Origin of the sequence: Microbacterium sp. A84 (assembly GCF_051842815.1) — a bacterium.
Classification (GTDB): Bacteria; Actinomycetota; Actinomycetes; order Actinomycetales; family Microbacteriaceae; genus Microbacterium.
Map to the genome: position 1 here is coordinate 62,454 of NZ_JBPXMS010000004.1, position 22,462 is coordinate 84,915.

Genomic DNA, 22,462 nt, shown 5'->3' on the forward strand with positions numbered 1-22,462 from the left:
CTGTCCCAGCAGGTCAACGGTCACATGGCACGGCTGGCAGAACCACCAGGCCGCGCGGGGCTGCATCGGCTCTAGGCAGTCGGGGCAGTTGGGCGTCGTCAGGCCGTCATCCATTGGTAGCACCTTTTCACAATAGTGGATGGCACCATCATCAAAATTTCACGCCGCCCCGCCTGCTCGATCAGCATCCGCTTCGCGTCTTCACGTGCATCAGATGCCTGTGCGTGCAGCACTCCGGCCAGCGGCGCACCGTGTTCCAAAGCGGCGATGACCTGATCGGTCGCACGCGAGACTCCGGGCAGGCGCAAGCGCGCCGCCATCTCAGCGAGCGCGTCGGCCAACGACGATCCGGTTCCCACAGCCAAAACGACTTGGCGCAGCTCCGCGGTGAGCTCCCCAGAACCGATCGACGCAACTCTGCGCAGCGCATCCAGAAAACCCTCACCGGCGGACAGGCACAGCGCCAGAAACTCCAGCGTGGTCGGCAGCTCATCGTTGAGCCGGCTGAGCCGAGCCTTCACTCGCGTCGAGAGCAGTATGTCGAGCCCCATCGCCGAGCCGGCACCGAGCAGCACCGGCAATGCGGCGGCCGGTGGCGTCATCCGCCCGGTCAACGCGAGGATGATGATCAGCACGCTCCCGCCACCGAATCCTGCCAGCGCCCAGCCCAGCTGCCGCCCGCGAAATGCCGCGGGGCCCTCGCTGCTGCCTGCTTGGCCGAGGCGCTGCGCCAATGCTTCGCTGTCCCCGAACCCCCGCAACAGCAGTGCCTTCACCCTCGCTGCGCCACCGGCGGCGTGCGCGGGAAGGATGCCCACCCTAGGCAGCGCTCCGAGCGGAAGCACCGCGTCGTCGACGGCGTCGCGCACGTAGGGGGCAATTCGTGTACTCAGTGACGCCGCGCGCCATCGCGGTGCCGCCGCAAGGATGCAGAGGATGCCGGCGGCCATCAAGCCACCCAGCAGAACCGCCATCGCCGCATCCGTGACCCCGCTCATGCGAACCACCGCCGGGGCTCGGGCAGGCGGCCGATGCGCACCATGATGCGGAACGCGATCACCGACACCGCGGCACCACCGCAGATCACGAGAACTCCCTCAGGGCTGGCAAAAGCCTCCGCACCCTCTGGGCGTATCGCGAGCAGCACGAGGATCACCCAGGGTGCGACGACACCCAACACGGCTGCACCGCGAATCCACGATTGTCTCGCCTCGACTTCGCCGCGGAGGGTGGCATCCGCGCGCACGGACGAGGACAGGGCCCGCAGTACGCCGGTGAGCTCCGTGCCGCCTACCTGTCGAGCCATCTTCAGCGACTCGATGATGCGGTCGGCGATGGGATCGGCGAGCGTGGTCTTGAGCCGGTCGATACTGCTTTCGAATCGTCCGGTGCCGCGCAGGTCTCTCGCGAAGACAGCGAATGCGGGCCGCACCATCGACGGAGCGGAATCCGCCAGGCTCGCCACGGCATCCGGCAGCGAGAGCCCCACTCTGATCGACGCGATGAGCAAGTCGCAGACATCGGGCCATAACTGTCTGCGGGCCTTCAGCAGGCGTAGCTTGCGCGAGCGCAGGAAGGCGATGGGTGCGCTCGCCGCGGCGGCAGCACCAAGCACCGCCAACACCGGGATGCCCGTGATCAGCCACACTACCGAGGCGGCGAGAAGTGCCAGGGCGACGATCACGACGAGCACCGTGCGTTGCTCGACCGAGGCGAACCCGGCCTCGTCGATGAGGCGGGCAAGCCACCCGGACTGCGCCGTCGCACGTGTCTCGCGCTCACGGCGCGGCCACAGCCACGGCGACACGCACAGCAGCATCCCCGCGGCGAGCATCGCACCGACGAGCAGCGTCATGAACGCGGCTCCGCACGGTACAGCGAGCGAGTGATGATGCGCCCCTCGACGACCTCGCCCGTCGGCGCGATCACCTCTGCCACGAAACGCGCGCCTGCGCCATCACGCGCGCAGTGCACGATGAGTGAGACGGATGCGGCGAGCGCCGGAGCGATGAACGAGCGATCGATGTTGCGCCCTGCGAGCAACGGCAGGATCGTGAGCTTATCGAGGGCTTCGACCGCCGAGTTCGCGTGGATGGTTCCCGCACCGGGAACTCCGGTATTCAATGCCAGAACGAGATCCAGTGCCTCGGCGTCGCGTACTTCGCCCACCACGAGCCGGTCAGGACGCATGCGCAGCGCCTCTTTTACGAGCCGGCGCAGCGTGATCTCACCGGTGCCCTCCAGACTCGCCTGCCGGCCCTGGAGTGAAACCAGGTCTGGCCCGTCGACGGCGAGTTCGAACGTCTCCTCCACGGTGATGATCCGCTGCGTGTCGGCGCACGAAGACAGCAAAGCCCCCAACAGCGTGGTCTTTCCCGCGTGCGTCGCCCCAGAGACGATGACGCTGGCCCCATCGTTCATCGCCCGGCGGAGCATCGCTGCGATGTCCTCCGGGATCGATCCGAGCTCAACCAGAGCATCCAGAGTGCGGTAATGCGGGAGGAACTTGCGAATGTTAACAGCCCACGAACCTCGAACAACATCCGCAATCGCAACGTGCAAGCGTGACCCGTCCGGCAACGAAGCATCAACAAAAGGCTGGCTGATATCGACACGACGACCGGTGGATTGCAGCATCCGTTCGACGAGATCGCGCACCATCGCATCGGTGAGACGCAGCCGGACCCTCTCCGAGACCCCACCACGCGCGATGAAAACGCGGTCGGCACCATTCAGCCAGATCTCCTCGATGCTGTCATCGTCGAGGAGAGGCTGCAGGGCTCCGAATCCGCTGACCGAGGCCAGCACGTCCTGCACGCAGGCGGATTCGTCATCGATCGTCGCGTCCCCACGCGACAATGCGAGGTCGTTGTGCCGCCGGACTTCCGACTGCGCGATGCGCCTGGCTTCCTCCGGTGCGAGCGAGGGATCCGTGCGCTCCGCGCGCAGGCGCCTGCGCACACGTTCGGCGACGAGGAGGGAAGGCTGACTCACTCCGGCATCCTCGCAAGAATTCGCGATCAGGCTCGGAAGTTATCCACAGGGCGAGGTTTCGGGTTATCCCGAACCATTTGACCGGGCTGCCCGCTGACAGCACTTCCGCCGTCCCCCTAGACTGGAATCACCACGCGGGAGTGGTGAAATTGGTATACACGCAGGATTTAGGTTCCTGTGCCTTAGGGCGTGTGGGTTCAAGTCCCACCTTCCGCACGACAACAGAATTCCATCCCCCTATGACGGGACATCATGCATCAGATCGCCTTCCTTCCGGATTGGCTGAGCCCCGAGAGCATTATCGACTCAGCGGGCGGCTGGGCGTTGCTCGTCGTTTGCCTGATCGTGTTCGCGGAGACCGGCCTGCTGGTGGGATTCCTGTTGCCTGGTGACACCCTCCTGGTGATCGCGGGGCTGCTCACTCACACCAACGACGTCTTCCATGTAAACATCTGGATCGTCGGGCTCTGCATCGCATTCGCCGCCTTCGTCGGTGGCGAGGTGGGGTATCTGATCGGCCATAAAGCGGGACCGGCGATCTTTGAACGCAAAGACTCCGGTATCTTCTCGCGAACGAACGTCGAACGCACCAACGCCTACTTCGAGCGCTTCGGCGGCATGACAGTCGTACTGGCGCGCTTCGTTCCGATCGTGCGCACCTTCACTCCGGTCGCGGCCGGCGTTGGCCACATGCCGTGGAAGCGATACTCGCTGTACAACCTCATCGGCGCGGTGCTGTGGGGCTTCGGGCTCACCATGCTCGGCTATCTCATCGCCTATATCGATTGGATCGCCCGTCTCGTTACCGAGTACATCGACCTGATTCTGCTGGCGGTCGTCCTCGGCACCGTGATCATCACGGTCTGGCACTATCTTGCAGAGCGTCGCAAGGTCGCGAAAACGATTGCCGCCGCTGGAACCGGCGATGCGGACGCTGTCGAGGCTCAGGACTGAGACTACCGGTCACCCGGCATCGCGCTTCTTCCCCCTGGAGCGCTCCACACTGGCGCGCAGCGCCTCCATCAGATCAATGACCTCGCCGCCCTTGCCCTCGACCTGATCGTCCTTGAAGGTCTCGGTGACATCGAAGCTCTCGCCGGCCTCGATCTTCGCGTCGATCAGCGTCTTGAGTTCCTTCTGGTATTCGTCAACGAACGATTCGGGATCGAAGTCACTGGAGTAACTCTCGACCAGGCTCGCCGACAGCTCCATCTCCTTCTCAGAGATCTTGACCTCTTCCCCGAGCGACTCGAACGCTGCTTCGCGCACCTCATCCGCCCACAAAAGCGTCTGCAGCACGAGCACATCGCCACGCACACGAAGCGCGGCAAGCCGCGTCTTCTGCCGCAGTGTGAAGCGCACAATCGCGGTGCGGTCGGTCTGCTGCAGGGTCTTGCGCAGCAGCACATACGCTTTCGGGGACGTCGAGTCCGGCTCCAGGTAGTACGCCTTGTCGAGGGTCAGCAGATCAACCTGATCACTCGGCACGAACTCGACAACATCGATCTCACGGCTGCGCTCGGCGGGGAGCGCATCGAGATCTTCTTTGGTGAGCACGACCATCTGACCGTCGTCCTCGTAGGCACGGTCGATGTTCGAGTACGCCACCACCTCGCCGCAGACCTCGCAGGTGCGCTTGTAACGGATGCGACCGCCATCCTCATCGTGCACCTGATGCAGCGACACGTCATGGTCTTCGGTGGCGGAGTACACCTTCACCGGCACGTTCACCAGCCCGAAGGTCAAGGCGCCTTTCCAGATCGTCCTCATAGACACCAGTAGACACCGTCTGCTCCCCCGAATGCCACCTCTTGCGGTTACTCTTTCGACATGCCAGGCGACGCGCAGGTGGTCGAAGTCGATGGCAGGCGCCTGCGCCTGACGAACCTCGACAAGGTGATGTATCCGGCCACCGGCACGACCAAGGGCGAGGTGATCGCCTATTACACACGGGTGGCACCGCGGATGCTGCCGCTGCTTGCCGACCGACCCGTCACACGCAAACGCTGGGTGCATGGGGTCGGCACAGCGGATGCTCCGGCAGAGCCGTTCTTCGCGAAACAGGTGGAGCCTGGTACCCCGGAGTGGGTGCGACGCCTGCCGATCGAACACTCCGGCGGTGCGAAGGATTATCCCCTGGTGCAGGATCTGCCGACGCTGGTGTGGCTCGCGCAGGTGGCGAGCATTGAACTGCACGTGCCGCAGTGGCGCTTCGTGGCTGATGGATCTCAGAGCACCCCGGACCGACTCGTGCTGGATCTTGACCCTGGGCCGGGCGCTGATCTGGCCCTCTGCGCCCACATCGCGGGTCTCGCCAGAGTGATCCTGACCGACATCGGTCTGACTCCCGTGCCCGTGACGAGCGGTAGCAAGGGCCTGCACCTGTATGCGCAACTAGACGGCACGTACACCAGCGACCAGGCCTCGGCACTCGCGAAGGAACTCGCCAGGGCGATCGAAGCCGATCATGCGGACATCGCGACGAGCACCATGGCAAAAGCCGCACGCGGCGGAAAGGTCTTTCTCGACTGGAGCCAGAACAGCGGTTCGAAGACGACGATCTCGCCGTACTCGCTGCGCGGGCGTGCGCATCCGACCGCGGCCGCACCGCGCACCTGGGATGAGCTTGACGACCCGCAGCTTCGCCAGTTGACGTTCGAGGAGGTTGCGTCACGCGTCGAGGCGGGCGTCGACCCGTTCTCGGTGTCGGTGTCGGCGCCGGGGCGCTCCTTTCGACAAGCTCCAGCGGCGAAAACGAGACCGGTGGTCACTGCGGCACCAGCGGCGCGCGCGACGGCGGCATCCGGATCGGTCACCCCCATGCTCGCGGAGCCGGGCACGCCTGGCCTTGCGCGGGCGCTGCGCGAGCCGTGGAGCGAGATCAAATGGGACGGCATCCGCGCGATCGGCAACTGGCGTAACGGACGGATGCAGCTGCATGCCCGCAGCGGAATAGACATCACGGCGCGCTACCCAGAACTCACCGCCGATGGCGCACCGCACTTCGCCGCAGCGGAGGCAATCGTCGACGGCGAGATTGTCGCGCTGGATGCGTCGGGGCGGCCAAGCTTCAGCCTGCTGCAGCACCGAATGCACCTCACCCGCGGACGCGAGATCGAACGCGAGGTAGTGCGCACGCCGGTTGCCTACTATCTGTTCGATCTGCTTCACCTCGACGGACATGATCTGACCAGACTTCCGCTACACGAGCGGCGTGCGCTGCTGGAGGCACTCATGGAAAGTGTCGCTGAGCCCGTCACCGCACCGCCGGTATTCGATGATCTGGATGCCGCGCTGACGATGAGTCGCGAGCACGGGCTGGAAGGCGTCGTCGTCAAGGAATCTGGCTCGCAATATCGGCCAGGGGTGCGCTCCGGCTCGTGGCTGAAGATCAAACACACCCGCACGCAGGAGGTCGTGATCGCGGGTATCCGCCCTGGCAAAGGAAATCGCGCGGGCAGTATCGGCTCCCTGCTTTTGGGGGTTCCGGATGCGTCGGCTGACCCAGCGACCGGCCAGCTGCGTTATGTCGGGCGTGTGGGCACGGGCTTCGATGACCGCACGCTCCGTGATCTCACCGCGCGCCTGGAACCGTTGCGCACGGATACGAATCCGCTTCAGGGCGTCCCTGATGCCGACGCGCGCGATGCCCTGTGGGTGCAGCCGTTACTCATCGGCGAGGTGGAGTTCGCGAACTGGACACCGGATGGCTCGCTACGACATGCGAGTTGGCGCGGGCTCAGACCCGACAAGTCGGCGAGCGAGATCACCATCGAATGACGGATGCTCAGGCGTGAGCGTCTTCGCAATCTGCCGCACCGGCGGATTCGATCTGGAATGTGGAGTGCGCGACATCGAAGTGCTCCGTGAGGCAACCCTGCAGGTGCTCCAGCAGTTCAACGGAGCGCCCTGACTCCAGGAAGTCGGGTTCAACCTCGACGTGTGCGGTGAAGACGGGTGCGCCCCTGGTCAGCTGCCACACGTGCACATCATGCACGCTGGTGACGCCGTCGAAGGCGAGCAGGTGATCGCGGATCTCGCTGACGTGCGTGTCCTTCGGTGCGGACTCGGCGAGTACCGAGAACACTTCGCGCAGCAACACGATCGCCCGCGGGATGATCATCACCGCGATCAACAACGAGGCGATGGCATCCGCCGGCATCCATCCGGTCGTGACGATAATGATGGCGGCGACGATCACTGCGGCAGAGCCGATCAGGTCGCCCAGAACCTCAAGGTAGGCGCCACGCACATTGATGTTGGTCTTCTGCGCCGAGCTCAGCAGCCACATCGCAATCGCGTTTGCGATCAGACCGATGACGGCGACAACGAGCATGAGCGGTCCGGCGATCTCCGTCTCGGCAGGCTCCAGCAGGCGTCTGACGCCCTCGATCCCGATCGACACCGACAGGACGATGAGAATGATCGCATTGATCAGCGCACCGAAGACCTCCGCGCGCTGATAGCCGAACGTTCGTCGATCATCTGCGGGGCGCGCTGCCACGGCGCTGGCGATCAGCGCGATCACCAATGCCGACGCATCCGTGAACATGTGGGCAGCATCCGCCAGCAGCGCGAGCGATCCGGTGAGGATCGCGCCGACAACCTGCACGAGCATCACCGTTGCAGTCAGGCACAGCGAGATCGTCAGCAGCCGACGGTTGCTGGAGCCGCGGAGCCCTCCCCCGTGTGCGTGATCATGCATGCCACCAGGCTAGCCCGGACGACACTGTCGGAAGTCCGTTTCCCCTAGTCGGGAAAGGTAACGAGAACCAGTCTCACCACGCTACGACCGGGCTCGTGCCGCATTGGTCTTGCCGGTGTCAGTGGATCGTGGTTTCTTGGTGGCATGGATACCGCAACCTCCGCCGACGGGATCACGATCGGCTTTGAGCAAGTGGGCGAAGGACCGACCATCGTTATTGTCGGCGGCGCCTTCTCCGTGGCTGCCGATGGCGGAGCGCTCGCGAGCGCCCTTGTGGATGTGGGCTTTCGAGCTGTCACGTTTGACAGGCGCGCGCGAGGTTCAAGCGGCGACAGGCGCGGGTCGTTGCCCGAGGATGAAGCACATGATCTGGCCGCTGTGATCGACGCGGTCGGCGGCGACGCGTTCGTGCTCGGACATTCTTCTGGCGCCGTCCTCGCTCTTTTCGCCGCAGGCCGCGGGGTTCCGATCCGCTCGCTCTTTCTCTCTGAGCCGCCGTTCCGATTCGGAACTGACGAGCCCGCCGCGGATCTTGCCCAGCGCCTGCAGAAACTCGTCGACGATGGCAAAAGTGCCGAAGCAGTAGTCACATTTCAACTGGAGGGAGTGGGGCTGCCACCGGAGATGGTGGAATCGATCCGGCAGAGCGAACAGTTTCCCCCATTGGTGTTGCTCGCGCAGTCGACGGTCTACGACGCGACGCTGACCGCGCAGGTTTCAACGCCCACGCCGGAAATGTTGTCGGTGTCGCAACCGGTCACCATTCTGCGAGGAGAGCAGACCTTCCCCATCCTCATCACAGCAGCAGATCGACTAGCGCAGGAGATGCCGGGCGCAGAACTCGTGATCGTCCCTGAATCAGTCATGCACCGCCCTGACCCGAGCGCGACTGCCCGAGCGGTACGGGAACGCGTCTGACGGCCTCTTGCAACGGGTGCGCGTCAGAGAGTCTTCAGCAGCGGAACGAACGCTTCGAAAGCGCGCGCCCGGTGTGACTGCGATTGCTTCTCTTCACTGCTGAAATCTGCCGTGGTGCGCTCGGCGCCAGCAGGCTGACCGTCGGGGATGAAGATCGGGTCGTAGCCGAAGCCGTTCGCGCCGGAGGGTTCGTGCGCGAGACGCCCCGGCCAGACGCCTGCCACCGTGTGTTCCGTGCCGTCCGGGGTCACGAGCGCGATCGTGGAGATGAACTGGGCAGTGCGGTGCGGGTCAGCGATGTCTGTGAGCTGGTCGAGCAGCAACTCGAGGTTCGACCGCGCGTCTTTCTTCTGCCCTGCCCAATAGGCGGAGAAGATGCCGGGCGATCCGCCCAGCACATCCACGCAGATACCAGAGTCGTCAGCGAACGCAGTGAGCCCAGTGAGTTCTGCCGCGGCGCGTGCCTTGAGCAGCGCGTTCTCTGCGAACGTCACACCGTCTTCGACCGGTTCAGGACCGTCATAGCCGATGACCTCGAGGTCGGGCCTCGTCATCGCGATGATCTGCTGAAACTCGGCGATCTTGTGCGGGTTGTGCGTAGCGAGAACGACTCTGGTCATGCCGTCACTCCCCCGCGAGGGCAGCGAGCTGCCGTGCCTTCAGGTCTGCGCAGCCGTTGACGCCGAGCTCGAGCAATGCGTCGAGCTCGCGCTTGTCGAATGGTGCGCCCTCGGCAGTTCCCTGCACCTCGACGAACAGTCCGCGGCCGGTGACGACAATGTTCATGTCGGTCTCGGCCCGCACGTCTTCGGTATATGCCAAATCGAGCATGGGCTCACCATCGATGATCCCGACCGAGACTGCGGCGACAGAATCCAGCAGCGGCGTGGCATTCTTGCCGATGAACTTCTTCTCGCGACCCCATTCGATGGCGTCAGCCAGTGCGACGTAGGCGCCGGTGATTGCGGCAGTGCGGGTGCCACCGTCGGCCTGCAGCACGTCGCAGTCGATGACGATGGTGTTCTCGCCCAGCGCCTTGGTGTCAACGACCGCGCGAAGGGCCCGGCCGATCAGGCGCGAGATCTCGTGTGTACGACCACCGATTTTGCCCCTGACGCTCTCACGGTCATTGCGGCTGTTCGTCGCGCGGGGCAGCATCGCGTACTCCGCAGTCACCCAGCCCTTACCCTTGCCTGCCAGCCAGCGCGGTACGCCGTTCGTGAACGAAGCCGTGCACAGCACCTTCGTGCCACCGAAGCTGATCAGTGCCGATCCCTCGGCCTGAGCGCTCCACCCGCGCTCGATCGTGATCTCGCGGAGCTGGTCTACGGAGCGGCCGTCGACGCGGACGATGTCAGTCATGAAGTTCCTTCTGGTTGGATGCCGGCCTCGGCCAGCTCGGAGAGGTCGGGAAGTGTGATGACGCCGGTCTGCACGTGCTGCACGTTGCGCACTTCGGCGCCCATCAGACGGTTGGCGAGAGCGGTGAATTCCTCAGTGGATTCGCCGGTCGCCTCGTAGGTATAGCTCGACACGGCATTCGGTGAAGCGAGAAGATCGCGACGAGTGAGCTGCCGATACACATCGCCGGCGGTCTCATCATCACTGGAGACGAGGGAGACGCCCTCGCCCATCACGTAGCTGATCGCGCCACGCAGGAAGGGGTAATGCGTGCATCCGAGCACGAGGGTGTCGACGTCGGCGTCACGCAGCGGAGCCAGATACTCCTCGGCGACTGCCAGCACCTCAGGTGTGCCAATGATGCCAGCCTCGACGAACTCAACGAACTGCGGGCAGGCTGCGGTGAACACCTGCAGGCGCTCGTCGACCTCGAGCATGTCCTGGTAGGCGCGAGATCCGATCGTGCCGACCGTGCCGATGACACCGATCCGGTTGTTCCGGGTCGTGGAGACGGCGCGGCGCACGGCGGGGCCGATGACCTCGACGACGGGAACGTCGTAGCGCTCTCTTGCGTCGCGGAGCATCGCGGCAGATGCCGTATTGCACGCGATCACGAGCATCTTCACACCCTGATCAACCAGCGTGTCCAACACTTCGAGCGCGTAGCGTCGCACATCAGCGATGGGCTTCGGCCCATAAGGTGAATGTGCGGTGTCGCCGATGTAAACGAATGATTCACGAGGCAATTGAGCCCGGATCGCGCGGGCCACAGTAAGCCCGCCGACACCGGAGTCGAAGATTCCGATCGGCGCGTCGTTCATGACTCCCCAGCCTACCCGCGCGCTGAAGTCACAGGCGTGCCGCCACGCTCACTAAACTGAGCGCATGAACTCGTCGACGGCTCTGCTGACGGACAGATATGAACTCACGATGCTCGGCGCCGCGCTGCGTGACGGCACGGCCGCGCGCGCCAGCGTGTTCGAGCTGTTCTCCAGGCGACTCTCCGGTGGGCGCCGTTTCGGTGTCGTCGCGGGCACAGGGCGCCTGCTTTCGCTGCTCAGAGATTTCCGGTTCGGTGATGACGAATTGCGTTTCCTGCGCGACGGCGACGTGGTGGATGCCGCGGCCCTGAAATACCTGGAGAACTACCGGTTCACCGGGTCCATCCACGGATACCGCGAGGGCGAGCTTTACTTCCCCGGCTCTCCCATTCTCACTGTCGAGGGCACTTTTGCGGATGCTGTCGTGCTGGAGACGCTCGCGCTGAGCGTTCTCAACCATGACTCCGCTGTCGCAACTGCGGCCTCCCGCATGAGCATTGCCGCCGGCGAGCGGCCAATGTCGGAGATGGGGTCACGTCGTGCGGCTGAGATGTCGGCAGTGTCCGCGGCGCGTGCCGCTTACATCGCCGGTTTCGCGGCTACCAGCAATCTCGAAGCAGGTCGCACATGGGGCATCCCGACCATGGGTACGGCAGCACACTCGTGGACGCTTCTGCATGACACGGAGGAGGATGCTTTCCGCGCCCAGATCGAGAGCCTGGGTGTCAATACGACATTGCTCGTCGACACCTATGACATTCGAAAGGGTGTAGAGACCGCCATCCGCGTGGCTGGCACCGCGCTCGGCGGTGTGCGACTTGACTCCGGCGATCTGCCGACCGTCGCCGCTGTCGTGCGCGCGCAGCTCGACGAGCTCGGAGCGACGGAAACGAAGATCACCGTGACCAGCGATCTCGATGAGTACGCGATAGCCGCACTCGCGGCATCCCCCGTTGATTTCTACGGTGTCGGTACCTCGGTCGTCACCGGATCCGGGTATCCGACAGCAAGCATGGTCTACAAACTTGTCGCGCGAGAGGATCCGTCCCAGGGCTGGGTCTCGGTGGCAAAGGCCTCAACCGACAAGGGTTCGAAGGGCGGTCGCAAGATTGCGTTTCGCACACTGCGCGACGGCGTGGCAGTGGCCGAAACCGTGATCGTATCCGACGGATTCGAAGCGCTCGCGACCCCCGCAGAGTATCCGGACTCGCGCCCGCTGCAGGTTACGTTCGTCGATGCTGGCGAGATCGACAGCGCGTACGAAGGCGTTGCAGGCACGGCATCCGCCAGAGAGCGTCACATGCGCGTTCGCGAGGAACTGCCCGTTCGCGCGCTGGCGCTCAGCAAGTCAGATCCTGCGATCCCGACGGTGTTCGTCGACGCTGACTAGCCGACCATCGTTTCGTAGATCTCTTTGCACGTCGGGCAGATCGGAAACTTCTCCGGGTCGCGACCCGGCGTCCATTTCTTGCCGCACAGCGCACGCACCGGCTTGCCGGAGAGCGCAGACTCAAGGATCTTGTCTTTCTTCACGTAGTGCGAGAAGCGCTCGTGGTCGCCCGGCTCGAGGTTCTCTTCCTTGAGAAGTTCTTCCAGTTCGCGATCAAGCGTGGCCACGCCACCTTGATCGGGGCTGTCAAGCGGAGTACTCATATCGCCGATTCTAACTGCCCTGGCGACATGGCGGGCGCAAAACGGCCGCTCATGCCGTCTCAACGAACTCCATCAGCCGTTCGCCACCACGATCGTAGATCCGACCGCCGATAACCGCCCCGAGCGCCAGGATGACCAGTCCGGTCCCGAGACCAATCCAGAAGGTCATCGGGTTGTAGACGCCGTCCGAAATCACCGTCATGATGAACAGCCCGATCGTGGGCGCGCTCACGATGATGGCGCCGATGAAGGCGACGGCAGGTCCGAACCCGCCACGGGATGCCGATCGCTGAGGCTGTTGGAAAGGACTGTCGCCGGGGCGCGAAACCGCGTAAGGCGAGACCGCCGAAGAGATACTGGAGAGCCCCAGGCCGGAAAGGAACAGGCTCGACGCGAGCCCGATCATCGGCAACAGCAGGTACCAGCTCTCGACCATGGCCAAAGTCAGTGAGATCGCGACAGCAAGGGCAGGAATCGCCACCAGGGCGACCGGGATGAGTCTGCCCAGGCGATCCGGCAACCCGCGCACCCCGCTGGCGACGTGAATCCACAGTGCTGTGGAGTCATAAGCGACGTCGTTGTGCGGCAGCCAGCCGAAGAACAGCGCCATGAGTGGGACGGGTACGAGCGCGGCGATGTACAGCGGTACGCCTGCAACGAGAAGCGGGAAGACCGTCAGCACGCCGGCGATGGGCACGATGACGAAGTTCACGATGTAACGGCGATCACGCAGCCAGTAGACGAGGCTGCGAGCCGCGATCGCGCCGAATGCGTTTGCCGGCAGCAGCCCGAACCAGCCGAGGCCGGATCGTTCGCGAGATGTCGCCGGTCGCTCGGTCGTCGTGAGCAGTCGGCGGACCAGCCAGGACCACAGCATCCACAGGGAGAACAAAGTCGCGAACGCGATGATGCCGGTGAGCCAGGTGCCAGCGACGTCTCCGGCGGCGATTGCCAGCGGGAAGGCAGAGCCTGCGGCGAACGGGGTGAACCCGGCCACTGTTGCTACCACCGCGACGGCGTCTGGCACCCGCCCGTCCCATTCCAGCGATGCGAAGAAGACGGCAACCGGGAACGCCACGACAACGACAGCCAGCCCGAACAGCGCGGTCAGCTCTCGAGAGCGGCGTTCTGGGAGCAACAGTGCACTGAACGCCATCCCGATGCGTGCCGCGACAGTCGCTGCCAGCAGACGGAGGAACGCCCCCAGAACAGCGGCGAGCCACGGTGTACCGAATTCGATGGCGACGATCGTTGAGCAGACGATGATCGCCAGCAGCGCGAATGACGGCACACTGATCATCGAGGCGAGGGCGAGGATCCACGGCATTTGTCGCTCGTCGACGCCGAAGACCCCGAACCGCCGCGGATCGAGTTGATCTGTCGCGCCGGTGAAAATCGGCCCGAGCAGGAAACCGAGGAAAGTTGCAGCGCCTCCCAGCACGAGCACCGTACGCGCAACGGGCAGCGGAGCATCCGCAAGGCTCAATATCGCGACGCAGACCGCGCCCGTGATAATCACGAGCACGGCGAGGCCCACCAGTGAACGCGCTGTTCGTCCGCCCCGGAGGGCGCCGAGCATCAGCGCAAACCTCAGTCGGAGAATGTGTGCAGCCACTCGAGCCCCTCCACCTCGCCGATGCCGCCGGAGAGTTCGACGAAACGAGACTCCAACGTTTGACCGGCACGCACTTCGTCGATGGTTCCCTCAGCCAGCACATCGCCACCGACGATGATCGCCACGCGAGAGCAGACTCGTTCGACGAGATCCATTCCGTGACTGGACAGGATGACAGTGCCGCCGTGGGTGACATAGGCACGGAGGATGTCGAGGATCACCGCTGATGACACCGGATCGACAGCCTCGAACGGCTCATCGAGCACCAGCACGCGCGGTGAATGGATCATGGCCCCGGCGAGCATGATCTTCTTGGTCATGCCGGCCGAGTAGTCGGAGACGACACGACTGACAGAATCAGCGAGGTCGAAGGCACGGACCAGATCTGCAGACCGCTTCTCAATCACGTCAGCCGAGAGTCCCCGCAGCAGCCCGTAATAGTGCAGCAGTTGCCGGCCGGTCAGTCGATCAAAGGTGCGCAGACGGTCGGGCAGCACGCCCATGACGCGCTTGGCAGCGAGGGAATCGGTGGCCTGATCGATGCCGCAGACGACCACCTGACCGGCGTCGGCGCGAAGAAGCCCGGCGAGGATCGAAAGTGTCGTCGTCTTTCCTGCGCCGTTCGGTCCGACGATGCCGTAAAAGGATCCGGCAGGAATCGTCAGGTCGATGCCGTTCACCGCTCGGTGATCGCCGAAGTCTTTGATAAGCCCGCGGATCACGACCGCGTCGGCTGCAGGTGGGGCAACAGCGGCGTCGGCGATCGGGATGACCGCGTCCGCCACTGGAGATGGGGCGTCTGGCTCGGTGAGGGGTTCGGGCTCTACGGGCTCGGGGGCCACAGGCTCGGGCTCGGGGGTTACAGGCTCGGGCTCGACTGGAGATGCTTGCTCGGTCGCCGGCGCCGCCGGCGCCGGAGCACTGACGGCCTCGGCCGTCGGTGCTGCAGCGTCTGCGGCGACAGCTGTCTTGGGCCGCGGCTTGCGCTTTACCAGCGGCGGGGTGATCTCGACACTGTTGGATTCCTCTGTCGCCGCGGCATCTATCGCCGCAGCATCCTTCGCCGCAGCATCCTTCGCCGCAGCATCCTTCGCCGCAGCATCCTTCGCCGCAGCATCCTTCTCCGCGGCGGCACGCTTCGTGGCAGCGGCACGCTTCGTGGCAGCGGCCTTCTTCGCAGCAGCGGTTTGGGCGGCCGCCGTCTTCGCGGAGGCGGTCTTGGCTGCTGTCTTCTTTACCTCGGCCTTGGCCGCTGCAGCACGCGCAGTGGCATCCTTCACAGCCACGGTCTGGGCTGCACTGCTCTTCTTCGCAGCCGTCGTGGCCGCCGCAGTCTTGTCAGCCGCAGTCTTAGCCGCCACAGTCTTAGCCGCCACAGCCTTGGCGGAGGCACTATTGGCGGTTGCAGTCTTGGCAGTCGGCTTCTTCGCAGCAGTCGTGGAGCGCGCGGCCGTTGTCTTCACCGCCGCAGATTTCGTCGTGCGCGCAGGAGTCTTCTTCGCTGCAGGACGCGTGGCGCGCGGTACGGAGGCGTCGGCCGACGCGGCCTTTACGTCTTCCGGCTGATCGGCACGGTCATCAAGAGGAGAAGTCACTGTCTTACGCTATCAACGGCGATGGACTTTCTCCGGGTCGAGCGAAACAATTGTCACCTGTGCGTCCGGTGTGTAGCTGATTACGAAATGGCAACGGAGGCGGCATAACCCGAGGCTTCCCAGGGGGCGTCGCTAGCATGAAGGCGGCACGAAGGGGTGTCTGGCCGATGAACCGGCCGTGAACACAGATTATTTTTAGGAGTATCCGTGACTCTTCAAACCGTCATTCTTGCCGCTGGTATGGGCTCGCGCCTCGGGCGCGCCCTGCCCAAGCCGCTGACCGAGCTCAGCGATGGCCGCTCGATCATGCAGCAGCAGCACGAGAACATCCGTGCAGCCTTCGGCAGCGATGCCCGCATCACGGCAGTTGTTGGCTACCGGGCCGAGACGATCATCGAGGCGTTCCCTCACGTCAACTACGTTCACAACGAGCGTTACGACGAGACCAACACCTCTAAGAGCCTGCTGCGTGCCCTCGCTGCGACCGGCAAGGGCGGCGTGCTCTGGATGAATGGTGATGTCGTCTTCGACCCGCTGATCCTCGGCCGTGCGATCGAATTCATTGAGCGCGACCAGTCGTTCGTCACTGTCAACACCTCCAGGGTGAGCGATGAAGAGGTGAAGTACACGGTTACGGCCGAGGGCTTCATCAACGAACTGTCGAAGACCGTCAAGGGCGGGCTCGGCGAAGCAGTCGGCATCAACTACATTTCCTCGACGCACAAGAAGGCGTTCATGCGTCAGCTGCAGCGCGTCGAGGACCAGGACTACTTCGAGCGCGGTCTTGAGCTCGCTATCGCCGAGGATGCTCTGCTCCTCGAGCCGATGGATGTCTCTGACCTGTACGCCGTCGAGGTCGACTTCGCAGAAGACCTCGAGCGCGCGAACCAGTACGTCTGACCATCAGCATCCGAAAGCCGCCCCTCGCATGTCGACGGGGCGGCTTTCTGCTTTCTCTCGGGGAGAGATTCTAGGATCATCGTGATGGCTAAGAAGGTGCACAAGATCCACACCCTCCCGGACGATGCTCCGTGGGACAGGGAAGTTGCTCCCGTGGGTTCGACTGAGCATCCGTCCGCCGTGCGCGGGCTCGATCGCGTGCTGGCTATTCAGCGTCCGCTCGTGCTGGCTCATATCCGCAGCATCCGTCTGCGTAATCCGGATGCGACGCCGGATCAGCTCGTGCGCATTCTTGAGCGCCGCTACCTTGCGGCGGTGACTACTGGAGGCGCGGCCGTAGGCGCAACGGCGGTCGTTCCTGGTATCGGCACCGGAATCACGCTGGCGCTGTCGGGCGTGGAGACGGTCGGGTTCGTCGAATCGACGGCCCTGTTCGCGCAGTCTGTTGCGGAGATCCACGGCATCGCGGTCGAGAACCCTGATCGGGCGCGAGCGCTGGTGATGACGCTGATGCTCGGCAAAGAGGGCGTGGATCTGGTCGGACAGCTCGCGAAGCAGGCGACTGGGCGCGGGGGCGTTCGTTCGTCCTACTGGGGTGAGCTTGTGACGAAGTCGCTCCCCCGTGCGGCGGTCGGTCCGGTCGTTGACCAGCTCAAGACGGTATTCGTGCGGCACTTCGCTGCGGCCGGAGGTGCGTCTTTCCTTGGCAAGGCTTTGCCGTTCGGTATCGGGGCTGCGGTCGGCGGAGCGGGGAACCATCTGCTCGGCAGACGCGTGCTGACGACATCACGTCGCGCGTTCGGGGCTGCGCCCGCCATGCTGCCGGCCGAGTTGGAGCCCGTCACCGGCGCCGAGAAACTCGAACTGCGGATGCTGCGCGGAGCGCGCTACGCCGGATCAGCCGTTGCCGGTGCTGCGGGAACCGTGGTGCGAGGCGCGGGCTGGGTCGGTCACAAGGTCAATGATGTGACCCGCAGCAAGCGCAAGCGGCGCGACCTGGATGCTGACGCTTCGGTGGCTGACGACTCGCTCTCCACAGAACTGGATTCTTAGGGGTTCTCCCCGGTTCATTCTCCGCACGCTGCTGGGAGCGCTCGCGCGTCGGCGGCCACTTCTAGCGTGGCCCGCATGTTGAGACCTATCGAGCCGACCGAACGGCCGCCTGCTCCTGCGTACCGGGTGCCGTGGCTCATCCGCCGCGACGATCCGGCGCACCCTGTGGTGATCAATCAGGGCCGCGAAGCCGTCGATTTCGTGCGGGTGTTCCGCGACGATGCCGCCGGGCGTGAGCGCACACAATTGTGGGGGCAGGTGCTTCCCTCGGAGGACATCGAACTGTGCCTGTGTGCGGCAGATCTCAATGAGGTCGTCGTCACGATCGCGTGGTTCCGGCCGAGTGACGGGCTGGAATACGTGTGGAGGTTTGTGGCTTGATGCGCGTTGCGCAACACGCTACCCGGCGAATTCATCACCGAGCTGTATCTGACGCCTTTCGATATGAGCGCCCGGGAGCTGGCGGCCGAGCTCGACGTCTCCCCCTCAACGCTCAGCCGAGTACTCAACGGCACAAGCCGTGTGACTCCCGAGATGTCTTTGCGTCTTTCTAAGGCACTTGGCCGCACCGTCGAGAGCTGGCTGGCACTGCAGACTTCACACGATCTGTGGGTCGCCCGGCAGACTGTCGATCTCAGCCGGGTCAGGCAGGTCGAGCGCGAAGTGGCCTGACGCTCAGGCGCCCTCGCGGCGGCGGAGCTCGCGACGGAAGTCGGCCTCTGAATACGGCTTGAGGTTTTCGGGCAGGTCAGCAGCGGTCAATCCGTCGAGGAATACCGACGGTTTCACCTGCAGTGCTGTGGCGAGCTGGATGAGGACGAACAGGGTCGGGTTCCCGACCCCCTTCTCGATGCGCGCCAAGTGAGACACATCCATGTCCGCGCGCTCGGCGAGTTTGGCGCGGCTCATCGTCGTCTTGCTCCGCAGTTCCGCGACCCGCAGCCCGACTTGCTCGGATGCTCGAGATCGCGGTTCCTTCATTCCTCCAGCATCCAAGCGAACCGCTCGGTCACCACGCGCATGCAAGCATGGGCTTTCATGCCTGTCCGATTTATCCGGCCACTGGGGGCGCTCGCCTACGAAGAGTTTGCTGCGCAGTGGGCCGCAGAATAAGCGTTACCTGTTCGTTATTCGGCCTGGCTTCATTTTGCTCGTATTTATCTTCTAATGTCCGTGGTTCGCGTCATTATGAATGATGGTAGCTTTCACCAACTTAGTTGACCTGATCCCCGCATTGCGCGGCAGGTGCGACGAAGCTGCCTTCGCCCTGCCATCGACGCTCCGCGCACTCGATGACGACACGGTCGTGGCCGTACTCACACAGGCCGCCGAGCTCGCGAAGCAGGTCGAACACGTCATCCTCACAGCCGCCGGCGTGGTGGCACTCCGTTCGACTCGAGGGGCCGGGCACTCCGGCCTTGCACAATCACGCGGTCATCGCAGCGCCGAATCGTTGATTCAGGGCATCACCGGCTCGACCCGCGCTGAGGCTGCGCGCGCGGCACGCGTGGGATCGGCCCTGCTTGATGACGGGTCGGCCCCGGTTGATGACGACGCTGAAACGACAGACGCGGGTTCTGACTCAGGTTCTGACGCGGGTTCTGACTCAGGTTCTGACGCAGACGTTGATTCCGAGAACGAGGCCGATTCCGGCGACCAGGCCGGCTCCGGTGCGGGCTCCGGTGCGGGCTCCGGCGCGGGCTCCGGCGCGGGCTCCGGCCGAGAAGATGCACAGCCAGCAGCGGCACCACGGAACTGGCATGCACCGCTGAGTCATGCACTGATCAATGGAAAGATCACCGCGGCCCAGCATGACGCGATTCGGCGAGGGCTCGGCGAGCCGCCGACGATCGATTCCAACAGCTTCAGCTCGGAGGCCGACGCCGCGCAGCTCGCGCAGATCTGGCGCGAAGCGTGGCAACTGGCTGCAGAGCAACTCATCATCGAATCCGCAGGGCGCACGGTCGAAGAGCTCGGATCTGCCGGCCGAACAATTCGCGACCGGCTCGACCCCGACGGCGCAGCCGCCCGGTTCGAACAACGCTATGCACGACGTTCTTTCCGCATGTGGACCGACGCAGACGGCGTACGCCACGGCAGCTTCATCTTTGACGACGAGTCGGGCGCACTGGTCCAAACGATTCATGATGCCGCCCTTCGTCCACGACGCGGCGGGCCGCGATTCGTCGATTCCGACGAGCGGGCGGCCGCGAAGGACCTCAGCGACGATCCGCGCACCAACGAGCAGCTTGCGCACGACCTCATGACCGACGTGCTGCGCGCGGGAGCTCTCGCCGATGCGAAGACCGTGTTCGGAACGCGCCAGGCCGGCGTGCGACTCGTGCAGACCGTCGAAACGAACGGCGCACACGGGCCTGCGCACACCGAAGACGGGCTGGCGTTCATCCCGTCTTCGGTCGCCGACCAGCATGCGTGCAACACGGGCACCATTCCCGTCATCGTCGACTCCTGCGGAAATCCGCTCGATGTCGGCCGAGAACAGCGGCTGTTCACGACGAAACAACGCATCGCGCTCGCCGTTCGCGATGGTGGATGCCGGTGGAAAGGATGTGATCGACCAGCGTCATACTGCGAATCGCATCACATCGACCATTGGATCGACGGCGGATGCACCGACCTCGACCGCGGGATTCTGCTGTGCAGATTCCATCATCTACAGCTCCACAACGGTGGGTGGTCGATATCGCGAGATCCGGGCGGCGAATTCATGCTGCGCCACCCGTCGGGCGACAGTATCCTCCTCGTGCGAAGACTCGCTCTGCGATACGCGTTCGAAGACATCGATCTACCGCCACGACGATTCCGGCCAGCGTCATGAATGCTGCGCATCTCGACACAGCAATCCACCAGTCGGCACAGCAATCCACCAAAGGATTCGCCAACCCGTTGTGGCGAGCATCCAACGTCACCGCGCATCCCGGCGCTAGTGTGGAATCCGTGACGGACACCCCTGACCTTTCTACGACCGCCGGCAAGATCGCCGACCTCCGCGCGCGCTACAGCGACGCGGTGCTCGACGCCGAGACAAAGGCGAAGGAGAAGCAGCACGCCAAGGGCAAGATGACCGCCCGCGAGCGCATCGAGCTTCTCGTCGACGCCGGCAGCTTCGTCGAGTTCGACGAATACGTGCGCCACCGCTCCACAGCCTTCGGCATGGACCGCAACCGCCCGTACGGCGACTCCGTCGTCACCGGATTCGGCACCATCCACGGCCGCACCATCGCCGTCTACTCGCAGGACTTCACCACGTTCGGCGGATCGCTCGGCGAAGTATCCGGTGACAAGATCATCAAGATCATGGAATACGCCCTCACCGGCGGCATGCCCATCATCGGTATCCTCGACTCCGGCGGCGCCCGCATCCAGGAAGGCGTGCTCGCCCTCAGCAAGTACGGCGAGATCTTCCGCCTGAACACTCGCTCCTCCGGCGTCATCCCGCAGATCTCGATCATCATGGGCCCTGCAGCCGGCGGCGCCGTCTACGGCCCCGCACTCACCGACTTCGTCATCATGGTCGACAAGACCAGCCAAATGTTCGTCACCGGCCCCGACGTCATCAAGACCGTCACCGGCGAAGACGTCGGCATGGAAGAGCTCGGCGGCGCATACACGCACAACACCCGCTCCGGCGTCGCGCACTACCTCGCAGAGGACGAAGACGACGCCCTTGACTACGCGCGCACGCTCCTCGGATTCCTTCCCGACAACAACATGGCGGAGATCCCCGCCTATGAGAGCGCCTTCGAGTTCGAGACGACGGATGCCGATCGCACGCTGAACACGATCATCCCCGACTCCGCGAACCAGCCCTACGACATCCACACCGTCATCGACCACGTGATCGACGACGACTTCCTCGAGGTGCAGCCGCTGTTCGCGCCGAACATCGTTATCGGCTTCGGCCGCATCGAAGGCCGCTCGGTCGGAATCATCGCGAACCAGCCCTCCCAGATGGCCGGAACGCTGAACATCGAAGCCGGCGAGAAAGCCAGCCGTTTCGTGCGCTTCTGCGACGCCTTCTCGGTTCCGATCGTCACCCTCGTCGACGTTCCCGGCTACCTGCCCGGCACCGACCAGGAATGGACTGGCGTCATCCGCCGCGGCGCGAAGCTCATCTACGCCTACGCCGAAGCCACGGTGCCGATGGTCACCGTGATCCTGCGCAAGGCCTATGGCGGCGCCTACATCGTGATGGGCTCCAAGCAGCTTGGCGCTGACGTCAACCTCGCATGGCCCACCGCAGAAATCGCAGTCATGGGCGGCCAGGGCGCCGTCAACATCCTCTACCGCGGTGAGATCAAGAAGGCAGAGGACGCCGGCGAAGACGTCGCGGCCGTCCGCACCCGCCTCGCCAACGAATACACCTACAGCGTCACGTCGCCGTTCCTGGCCGCGGAGCGCGGCGAGATCGATGGCATCATCGAACCCGCGAACACCCGCGTCGCGATCGCCAAGGCACTGCGATCCCTCCGCGGCAAGCGCAGCGAACTGCCGCCGAAGAAGCACGGGAACATTCCGCTGTGACAGACACCGACGCCAACTCCAACCGGGCAGCAGACCTCCACTTCGTCCGCGGCACCGCGAACGAAGAGGAACTTGCCGCGCTCATCGCCGTCGTCACCGACGCGTATGAGCGAGAAGCCGCGGATGCAGTCGCCGAAGAGCCGTCCGTGTCAGCATGGCGGCGCACCCAGCGTTCGCTACGCGCGCCGCTGCGTCGCGACATCCCCTGGGGACGCTTTTCGGGCTGACGTCGCGGATGCCCTGAGCCGCACCTTCGACAGGC

At 64.3% G+C, this 22,462-nt stretch carries 23 protein-coding genes and 1 tRNA gene; 12 read left to right on the top strand and 12 right to left on the bottom strand.

From position 1 onward, the window contains the following. Window positions 1-98: 98 nt before the first annotated feature. Genes ACSU04_RS15110 through ACSU04_RS15120 form a run of 3 tightly spaced genes read right to left on the bottom strand, consistent with a single transcriptional unit; the run spans window position 99 to window position 2,994 of the window. The gene (locus ACSU04_RS15110; protein ID WP_439290161.1) at window positions 99-998 is read right to left on the bottom strand and encodes a type II secretion system F family protein; all 900 of its coding nucleotides are present in this window, start codon (window positions 996-998) and stop codon (window positions 99-101) included. Beyond that, window positions 995-1,855 carry a type II secretion system F family protein gene (locus ACSU04_RS15115; RefSeq protein ID WP_439280506.1) on the bottom strand — a complete coding sequence of 287 codons (861 nt, stop codon included), beginning with the start codon at window positions 1,853-1,855 and terminating at the stop codon, window positions 995-997. The genes ACSU04_RS15110 and ACSU04_RS15115 overlap by 4 nt, the downstream gene beginning before the upstream one ends. After that, window positions 1,852-2,994 carry a CpaF family protein gene (locus ACSU04_RS15120; protein WP_439290162.1) on the bottom strand — a complete coding sequence of 381 codons (1,143 nt, stop codon included), beginning with the start codon at window positions 2,992-2,994 and terminating at the stop codon, window positions 1,852-1,854. The genes ACSU04_RS15115 and ACSU04_RS15120 overlap by 4 nt, the downstream gene beginning before the upstream one ends. 134 nt (window positions 2,995-3,128) lie before the next feature. Between ACSU04_RS15120 and ACSU04_RS15125 the strand changes: the two genes are divergently transcribed. After that, a tRNA-Leu gene (locus ACSU04_RS15125) sits at window positions 3,129-3,210 on the top strand. A 36-nt stretch (window positions 3,211-3,246) separates the two neighbouring features. Further along, the gene (locus tag ACSU04_RS15130; RefSeq protein ID WP_439280508.1) at window positions 3,247-3,948 is read left to right on the top strand and encodes a DedA family protein; all 702 of its coding nucleotides are present in this window, start codon (window positions 3,247-3,249) and stop codon (window positions 3,946-3,948) included. A gap of 9 nt (window positions 3,949-3,957) precedes the next feature. Here ACSU04_RS15130 and ACSU04_RS15135 read toward each other — a convergent pair whose 3' ends face one another. Beyond that, window positions 3,958-4,764 carry a Ku protein gene (locus tag ACSU04_RS15135; protein ID WP_439280509.1) on the bottom strand — a complete coding sequence of 269 codons (807 nt, stop codon included), beginning with the start codon at window positions 4,762-4,764 and terminating at the stop codon, window positions 3,958-3,960. A gap of 60 nt (window positions 4,765-4,824) precedes the next feature. Between ACSU04_RS15135 and ligD the strand changes: the two genes are divergently transcribed. After that, window positions 4,825-6,774, top strand: coding sequence for a non-homologous end-joining DNA ligase (gene ligD / locus ACSU04_RS15140; RefSeq protein WP_439290163.1), 1,950 nt, complete (start codon window positions 4,825-4,827; stop codon window positions 6,772-6,774). 7 nt (window positions 6,775-6,781) lie between these two features. Here ligD and ACSU04_RS15145 read toward each other — a convergent pair whose 3' ends face one another. Beyond that, complete coding sequence (locus ACSU04_RS15145) at window positions 6,782-7,699, bottom strand: cation diffusion facilitator family transporter (RefSeq protein ID WP_439280511.1); 918 nt, start codon at window positions 7,697-7,699, stop codon at window positions 6,782-6,784. A 144-nt stretch (window positions 7,700-7,843) separates the two neighbouring features. On the opposite strand from ACSU04_RS15145, the gene ACSU04_RS15150 reads away from it, so the two are divergent. Beyond that, entirely contained in the window at window positions 7,844-8,617 is a 774-nt protein-coding gene (locus ACSU04_RS15150; RefSeq protein WP_439290164.1) for an alpha/beta fold hydrolase, read from the top strand. Between the two features lie 23 nt (window positions 8,618-8,640). Here the strand turns inward: ACSU04_RS15150 and rdgB are convergent, their stop codons facing one another. The 3 genes from rdgB to murI are packed head-to-tail and all read right to left on the bottom strand — an operon-like array spanning window position 8,641 to window position 10,839. After that, window positions 8,641-9,237 carry an RdgB/HAM1 family non-canonical purine NTP pyrophosphatase gene (gene rdgB / locus ACSU04_RS15155; protein WP_439280513.1) on the bottom strand — a complete coding sequence of 199 codons (597 nt, stop codon included), beginning with the start codon at window positions 9,235-9,237 and terminating at the stop codon, window positions 8,641-8,643. A gap of 4 nt (window positions 9,238-9,241) precedes the next feature. Beyond that, window positions 9,242-9,979: a ribonuclease PH gene (gene rph / locus ACSU04_RS15160; protein WP_439280514.1), complete on the bottom strand. Its 738-nt coding sequence runs from the start codon at window positions 9,977-9,979 to the stop codon at window positions 9,242-9,244. Continuing rightward, the gene (gene murI, locus ACSU04_RS15165) at window positions 9,976-10,839 is read right to left on the bottom strand and encodes a glutamate racemase (RefSeq protein WP_439280515.1); all 864 of its coding nucleotides are present in this window, start codon (window positions 10,837-10,839) and stop codon (window positions 9,976-9,978) included. The genes rph and murI overlap by 4 nt, the downstream gene beginning before the upstream one ends. A gap of 64 nt (window positions 10,840-10,903) precedes the next feature. On the opposite strand from murI, the gene ACSU04_RS15170 reads away from it, so the two are divergent. Further along, window positions 10,904-12,229 carry a nicotinate phosphoribosyltransferase gene (locus ACSU04_RS15170; RefSeq protein WP_439290165.1) on the top strand — a complete coding sequence of 442 codons (1,326 nt, stop codon included), beginning with the start codon at window positions 10,904-10,906 and terminating at the stop codon, window positions 12,227-12,229. Here ACSU04_RS15170 and ACSU04_RS15175 read toward each other — a convergent pair. The 3 genes from ACSU04_RS15175 to ACSU04_RS15185 are packed head-to-tail and all read right to left on the bottom strand — an operon-like array spanning window position 12,226 to window position 15,702. Continuing rightward, window positions 12,226-12,492, bottom strand: coding sequence for a DUF3039 domain-containing protein (locus ACSU04_RS15175; RefSeq protein WP_439280517.1), 267 nt, complete (start codon window positions 12,490-12,492; stop codon window positions 12,226-12,228). The genes ACSU04_RS15170 and ACSU04_RS15175 overlap by 4 nt on opposite strands. Window positions 12,493-12,541: 49 nt before the next feature. Further along, a complete protein-coding gene (locus tag ACSU04_RS15180; RefSeq protein WP_439290166.1) occupies window positions 12,542-14,107 on the bottom strand; it encodes a hypothetical protein in 1,566 nt (521 codons plus the stop codon). Next, a complete protein-coding gene (locus tag ACSU04_RS15185) occupies window positions 14,083-15,702 on the bottom strand; it encodes an ABC transporter ATP-binding protein (RefSeq protein ID WP_439290167.1) in 1,620 nt (539 codons plus the stop codon). Before ACSU04_RS15185 ends, ACSU04_RS15180 begins: the two co-directional genes overlap by 25 nt. Before the next feature lie 207 nt (window positions 15,703-15,909). On the opposite strand from ACSU04_RS15185, the gene ACSU04_RS15190 reads away from it, so the two are divergent. The 4 genes from ACSU04_RS15190 to ACSU04_RS15205 all read left to right on the top strand — a co-directional run bounded on the left by ACSU04_RS15190 (window position 15,910) and on the right by ACSU04_RS15205 (window position 18,327). Then, window positions 15,910-16,602, top strand: a complete 693-nt coding sequence (locus ACSU04_RS15190; RefSeq protein WP_439280519.1) for an NTP transferase domain-containing protein — start codon at window positions 15,910-15,912, stop codon at window positions 16,600-16,602. 84 nt (window positions 16,603-16,686) lie between these two features. After that, a complete protein-coding gene (locus tag ACSU04_RS15195) occupies window positions 16,687-17,655 on the top strand; it encodes a hypothetical protein (protein WP_439290168.1) in 969 nt (322 codons plus the stop codon). A gap of 75 nt (window positions 17,656-17,730) precedes the next feature. After that, entirely contained in the window at window positions 17,731-18,036 is a 306-nt protein-coding gene (locus ACSU04_RS15200; protein WP_439290169.1) for a hypothetical protein, read from the top strand. Window positions 18,037-18,042: 6 nt separating this feature from the next. Beyond that, window positions 18,043-18,327, top strand: a complete 285-nt coding sequence (locus tag ACSU04_RS15205; protein ID WP_439280522.1) for a HigA family addiction module antitoxin — start codon at window positions 18,043-18,045, stop codon at window positions 18,325-18,327. Between the two features lie 3 nt (window positions 18,328-18,330). Here ACSU04_RS15205 and ACSU04_RS15210 read toward each other — a convergent pair whose 3' ends face one another. Next, window positions 18,331-18,636 (bottom strand): helix-turn-helix domain-containing protein, encoded by a 306-nt coding sequence (locus tag ACSU04_RS15210; RefSeq protein ID WP_439280523.1) that lies wholly within the window; start codon window positions 18,634-18,636, stop codon window positions 18,331-18,333. Between the two features lie 214 nt (window positions 18,637-18,850). On the opposite strand from ACSU04_RS15210, the gene ACSU04_RS15215 reads away from it, so the two are divergent. The 3 genes from ACSU04_RS15215 to ACSU04_RS15225 all read left to right on the top strand — a co-directional run bounded on the left by ACSU04_RS15215 (window position 18,851) and on the right by ACSU04_RS15225 (window position 22,427). After that, entirely contained in the window at window positions 18,851-20,494 is a 1,644-nt protein-coding gene (locus ACSU04_RS15215) for a DUF222 domain-containing protein (protein ID WP_439290170.1), read from the top strand. Between the two features lie 110 nt (window positions 20,495-20,604). Then, complete coding sequence (locus ACSU04_RS15220) at window positions 20,605-22,200, top strand: acyl-CoA carboxylase subunit beta (RefSeq protein ID WP_439280884.1); 1,596 nt, start codon at window positions 20,605-20,607, stop codon at window positions 22,198-22,200. Beyond that, the gene (locus ACSU04_RS15225; RefSeq protein ID WP_439290171.1) at window positions 22,197-22,427 is read left to right on the top strand and encodes an acyl-CoA carboxylase subunit epsilon; all 231 of its coding nucleotides are present in this window, start codon (window positions 22,197-22,199) and stop codon (window positions 22,425-22,427) included. The genes ACSU04_RS15220 and ACSU04_RS15225 overlap by 4 nt, the downstream gene beginning before the upstream one ends. Window positions 22,428-22,462 lie beyond the last annotated feature (35 nt).

Coding starts and splice junctions, on each gene's coding strand:
- ACSU04_RS15210 (WP_439280523.1), bottom strand. CDS start 18,636: ATGAAGGAACCGCGATCTCGAGCATCCGAGCAAGTCGGGCTGCGGGTC.
- rph (WP_439280514.1), bottom strand. CDS start 9,979: ATGACTGACATCGTCCGCGTCGACGGCCGCTCCGTAGACCAGCTCCGC.
- ACSU04_RS15145 (WP_439280511.1), bottom strand. CDS start 7,699: ATGCATGATCACGCACACGGGGGAGGGCTCCGCGGCTCCAGCAACCGT.
- ACSU04_RS15215 (WP_439290170.1), top strand. CDS start 18,851: ATGGTAGCTTTCACCAACTTAGTTGACCTGATCCCCGCATTGCGCGGC.
- ACSU04_RS15115 (WP_439280506.1), bottom strand. CDS start 1,855: ATGACGCTGCTCGTCGGTGCGATGCTCGCCGCGGGGATGCTGCTGTGC.
- ACSU04_RS15150 (WP_439290164.1), top strand. CDS start 7,844: ATGGATACCGCAACCTCCGCCGACGGGATCACGATCGGCTTTGAGCAA.
- murI (WP_439280515.1), bottom strand. CDS start 10,839: ATGAACGACGCGCCGATCGGAATCTTCGACTCCGGTGTCGGCGGGCTT.
- ACSU04_RS15135 (WP_439280509.1), bottom strand. CDS start 4,764: ATGAGGACGATCTGGAAAGGCGCCTTGACCTTCGGGCTGGTGAACGTG.
- ACSU04_RS15200 (WP_439290169.1), top strand. CDS start 17,731: ATGTTGAGACCTATCGAGCCGACCGAACGGCCGCCTGCTCCTGCGTAC.
- rdgB (WP_439280513.1), bottom strand. CDS start 9,237: ATGACCAGAGTCGTTCTCGCTACGCACAACCCGCACAAGATCGCCGAG.
- ACSU04_RS15170 (WP_439290165.1), top strand. CDS start 10,904: ATGAACTCGTCGACGGCTCTGCTGACGGACAGATATGAACTCACGATG.
- ACSU04_RS15110 (WP_439290161.1), bottom strand. CDS start 998: ATGAGCGGGGTCACGGATGCGGCGATGGCGGTTCTGCTGGGTGGCTTG.
- ACSU04_RS15195 (WP_439290168.1), top strand. CDS start 16,687: ATGGCTAAGAAGGTGCACAAGATCCACACCCTCCCGGACGATGCTCCG.
- ligD (WP_439290163.1), top strand. CDS start 4,825: ATGCCAGGCGACGCGCAGGTGGTCGAAGTCGATGGCAGGCGCCTGCGC.
- ACSU04_RS15175 (WP_439280517.1), bottom strand. CDS start 12,492: ATGAGTACTCCGCTTGACAGCCCCGATCAAGGTGGCGTGGCCACGCTT.
- ACSU04_RS15130 (WP_439280508.1), top strand. CDS start 3,247: ATGCATCAGATCGCCTTCCTTCCGGATTGGCTGAGCCCCGAGAGCATT.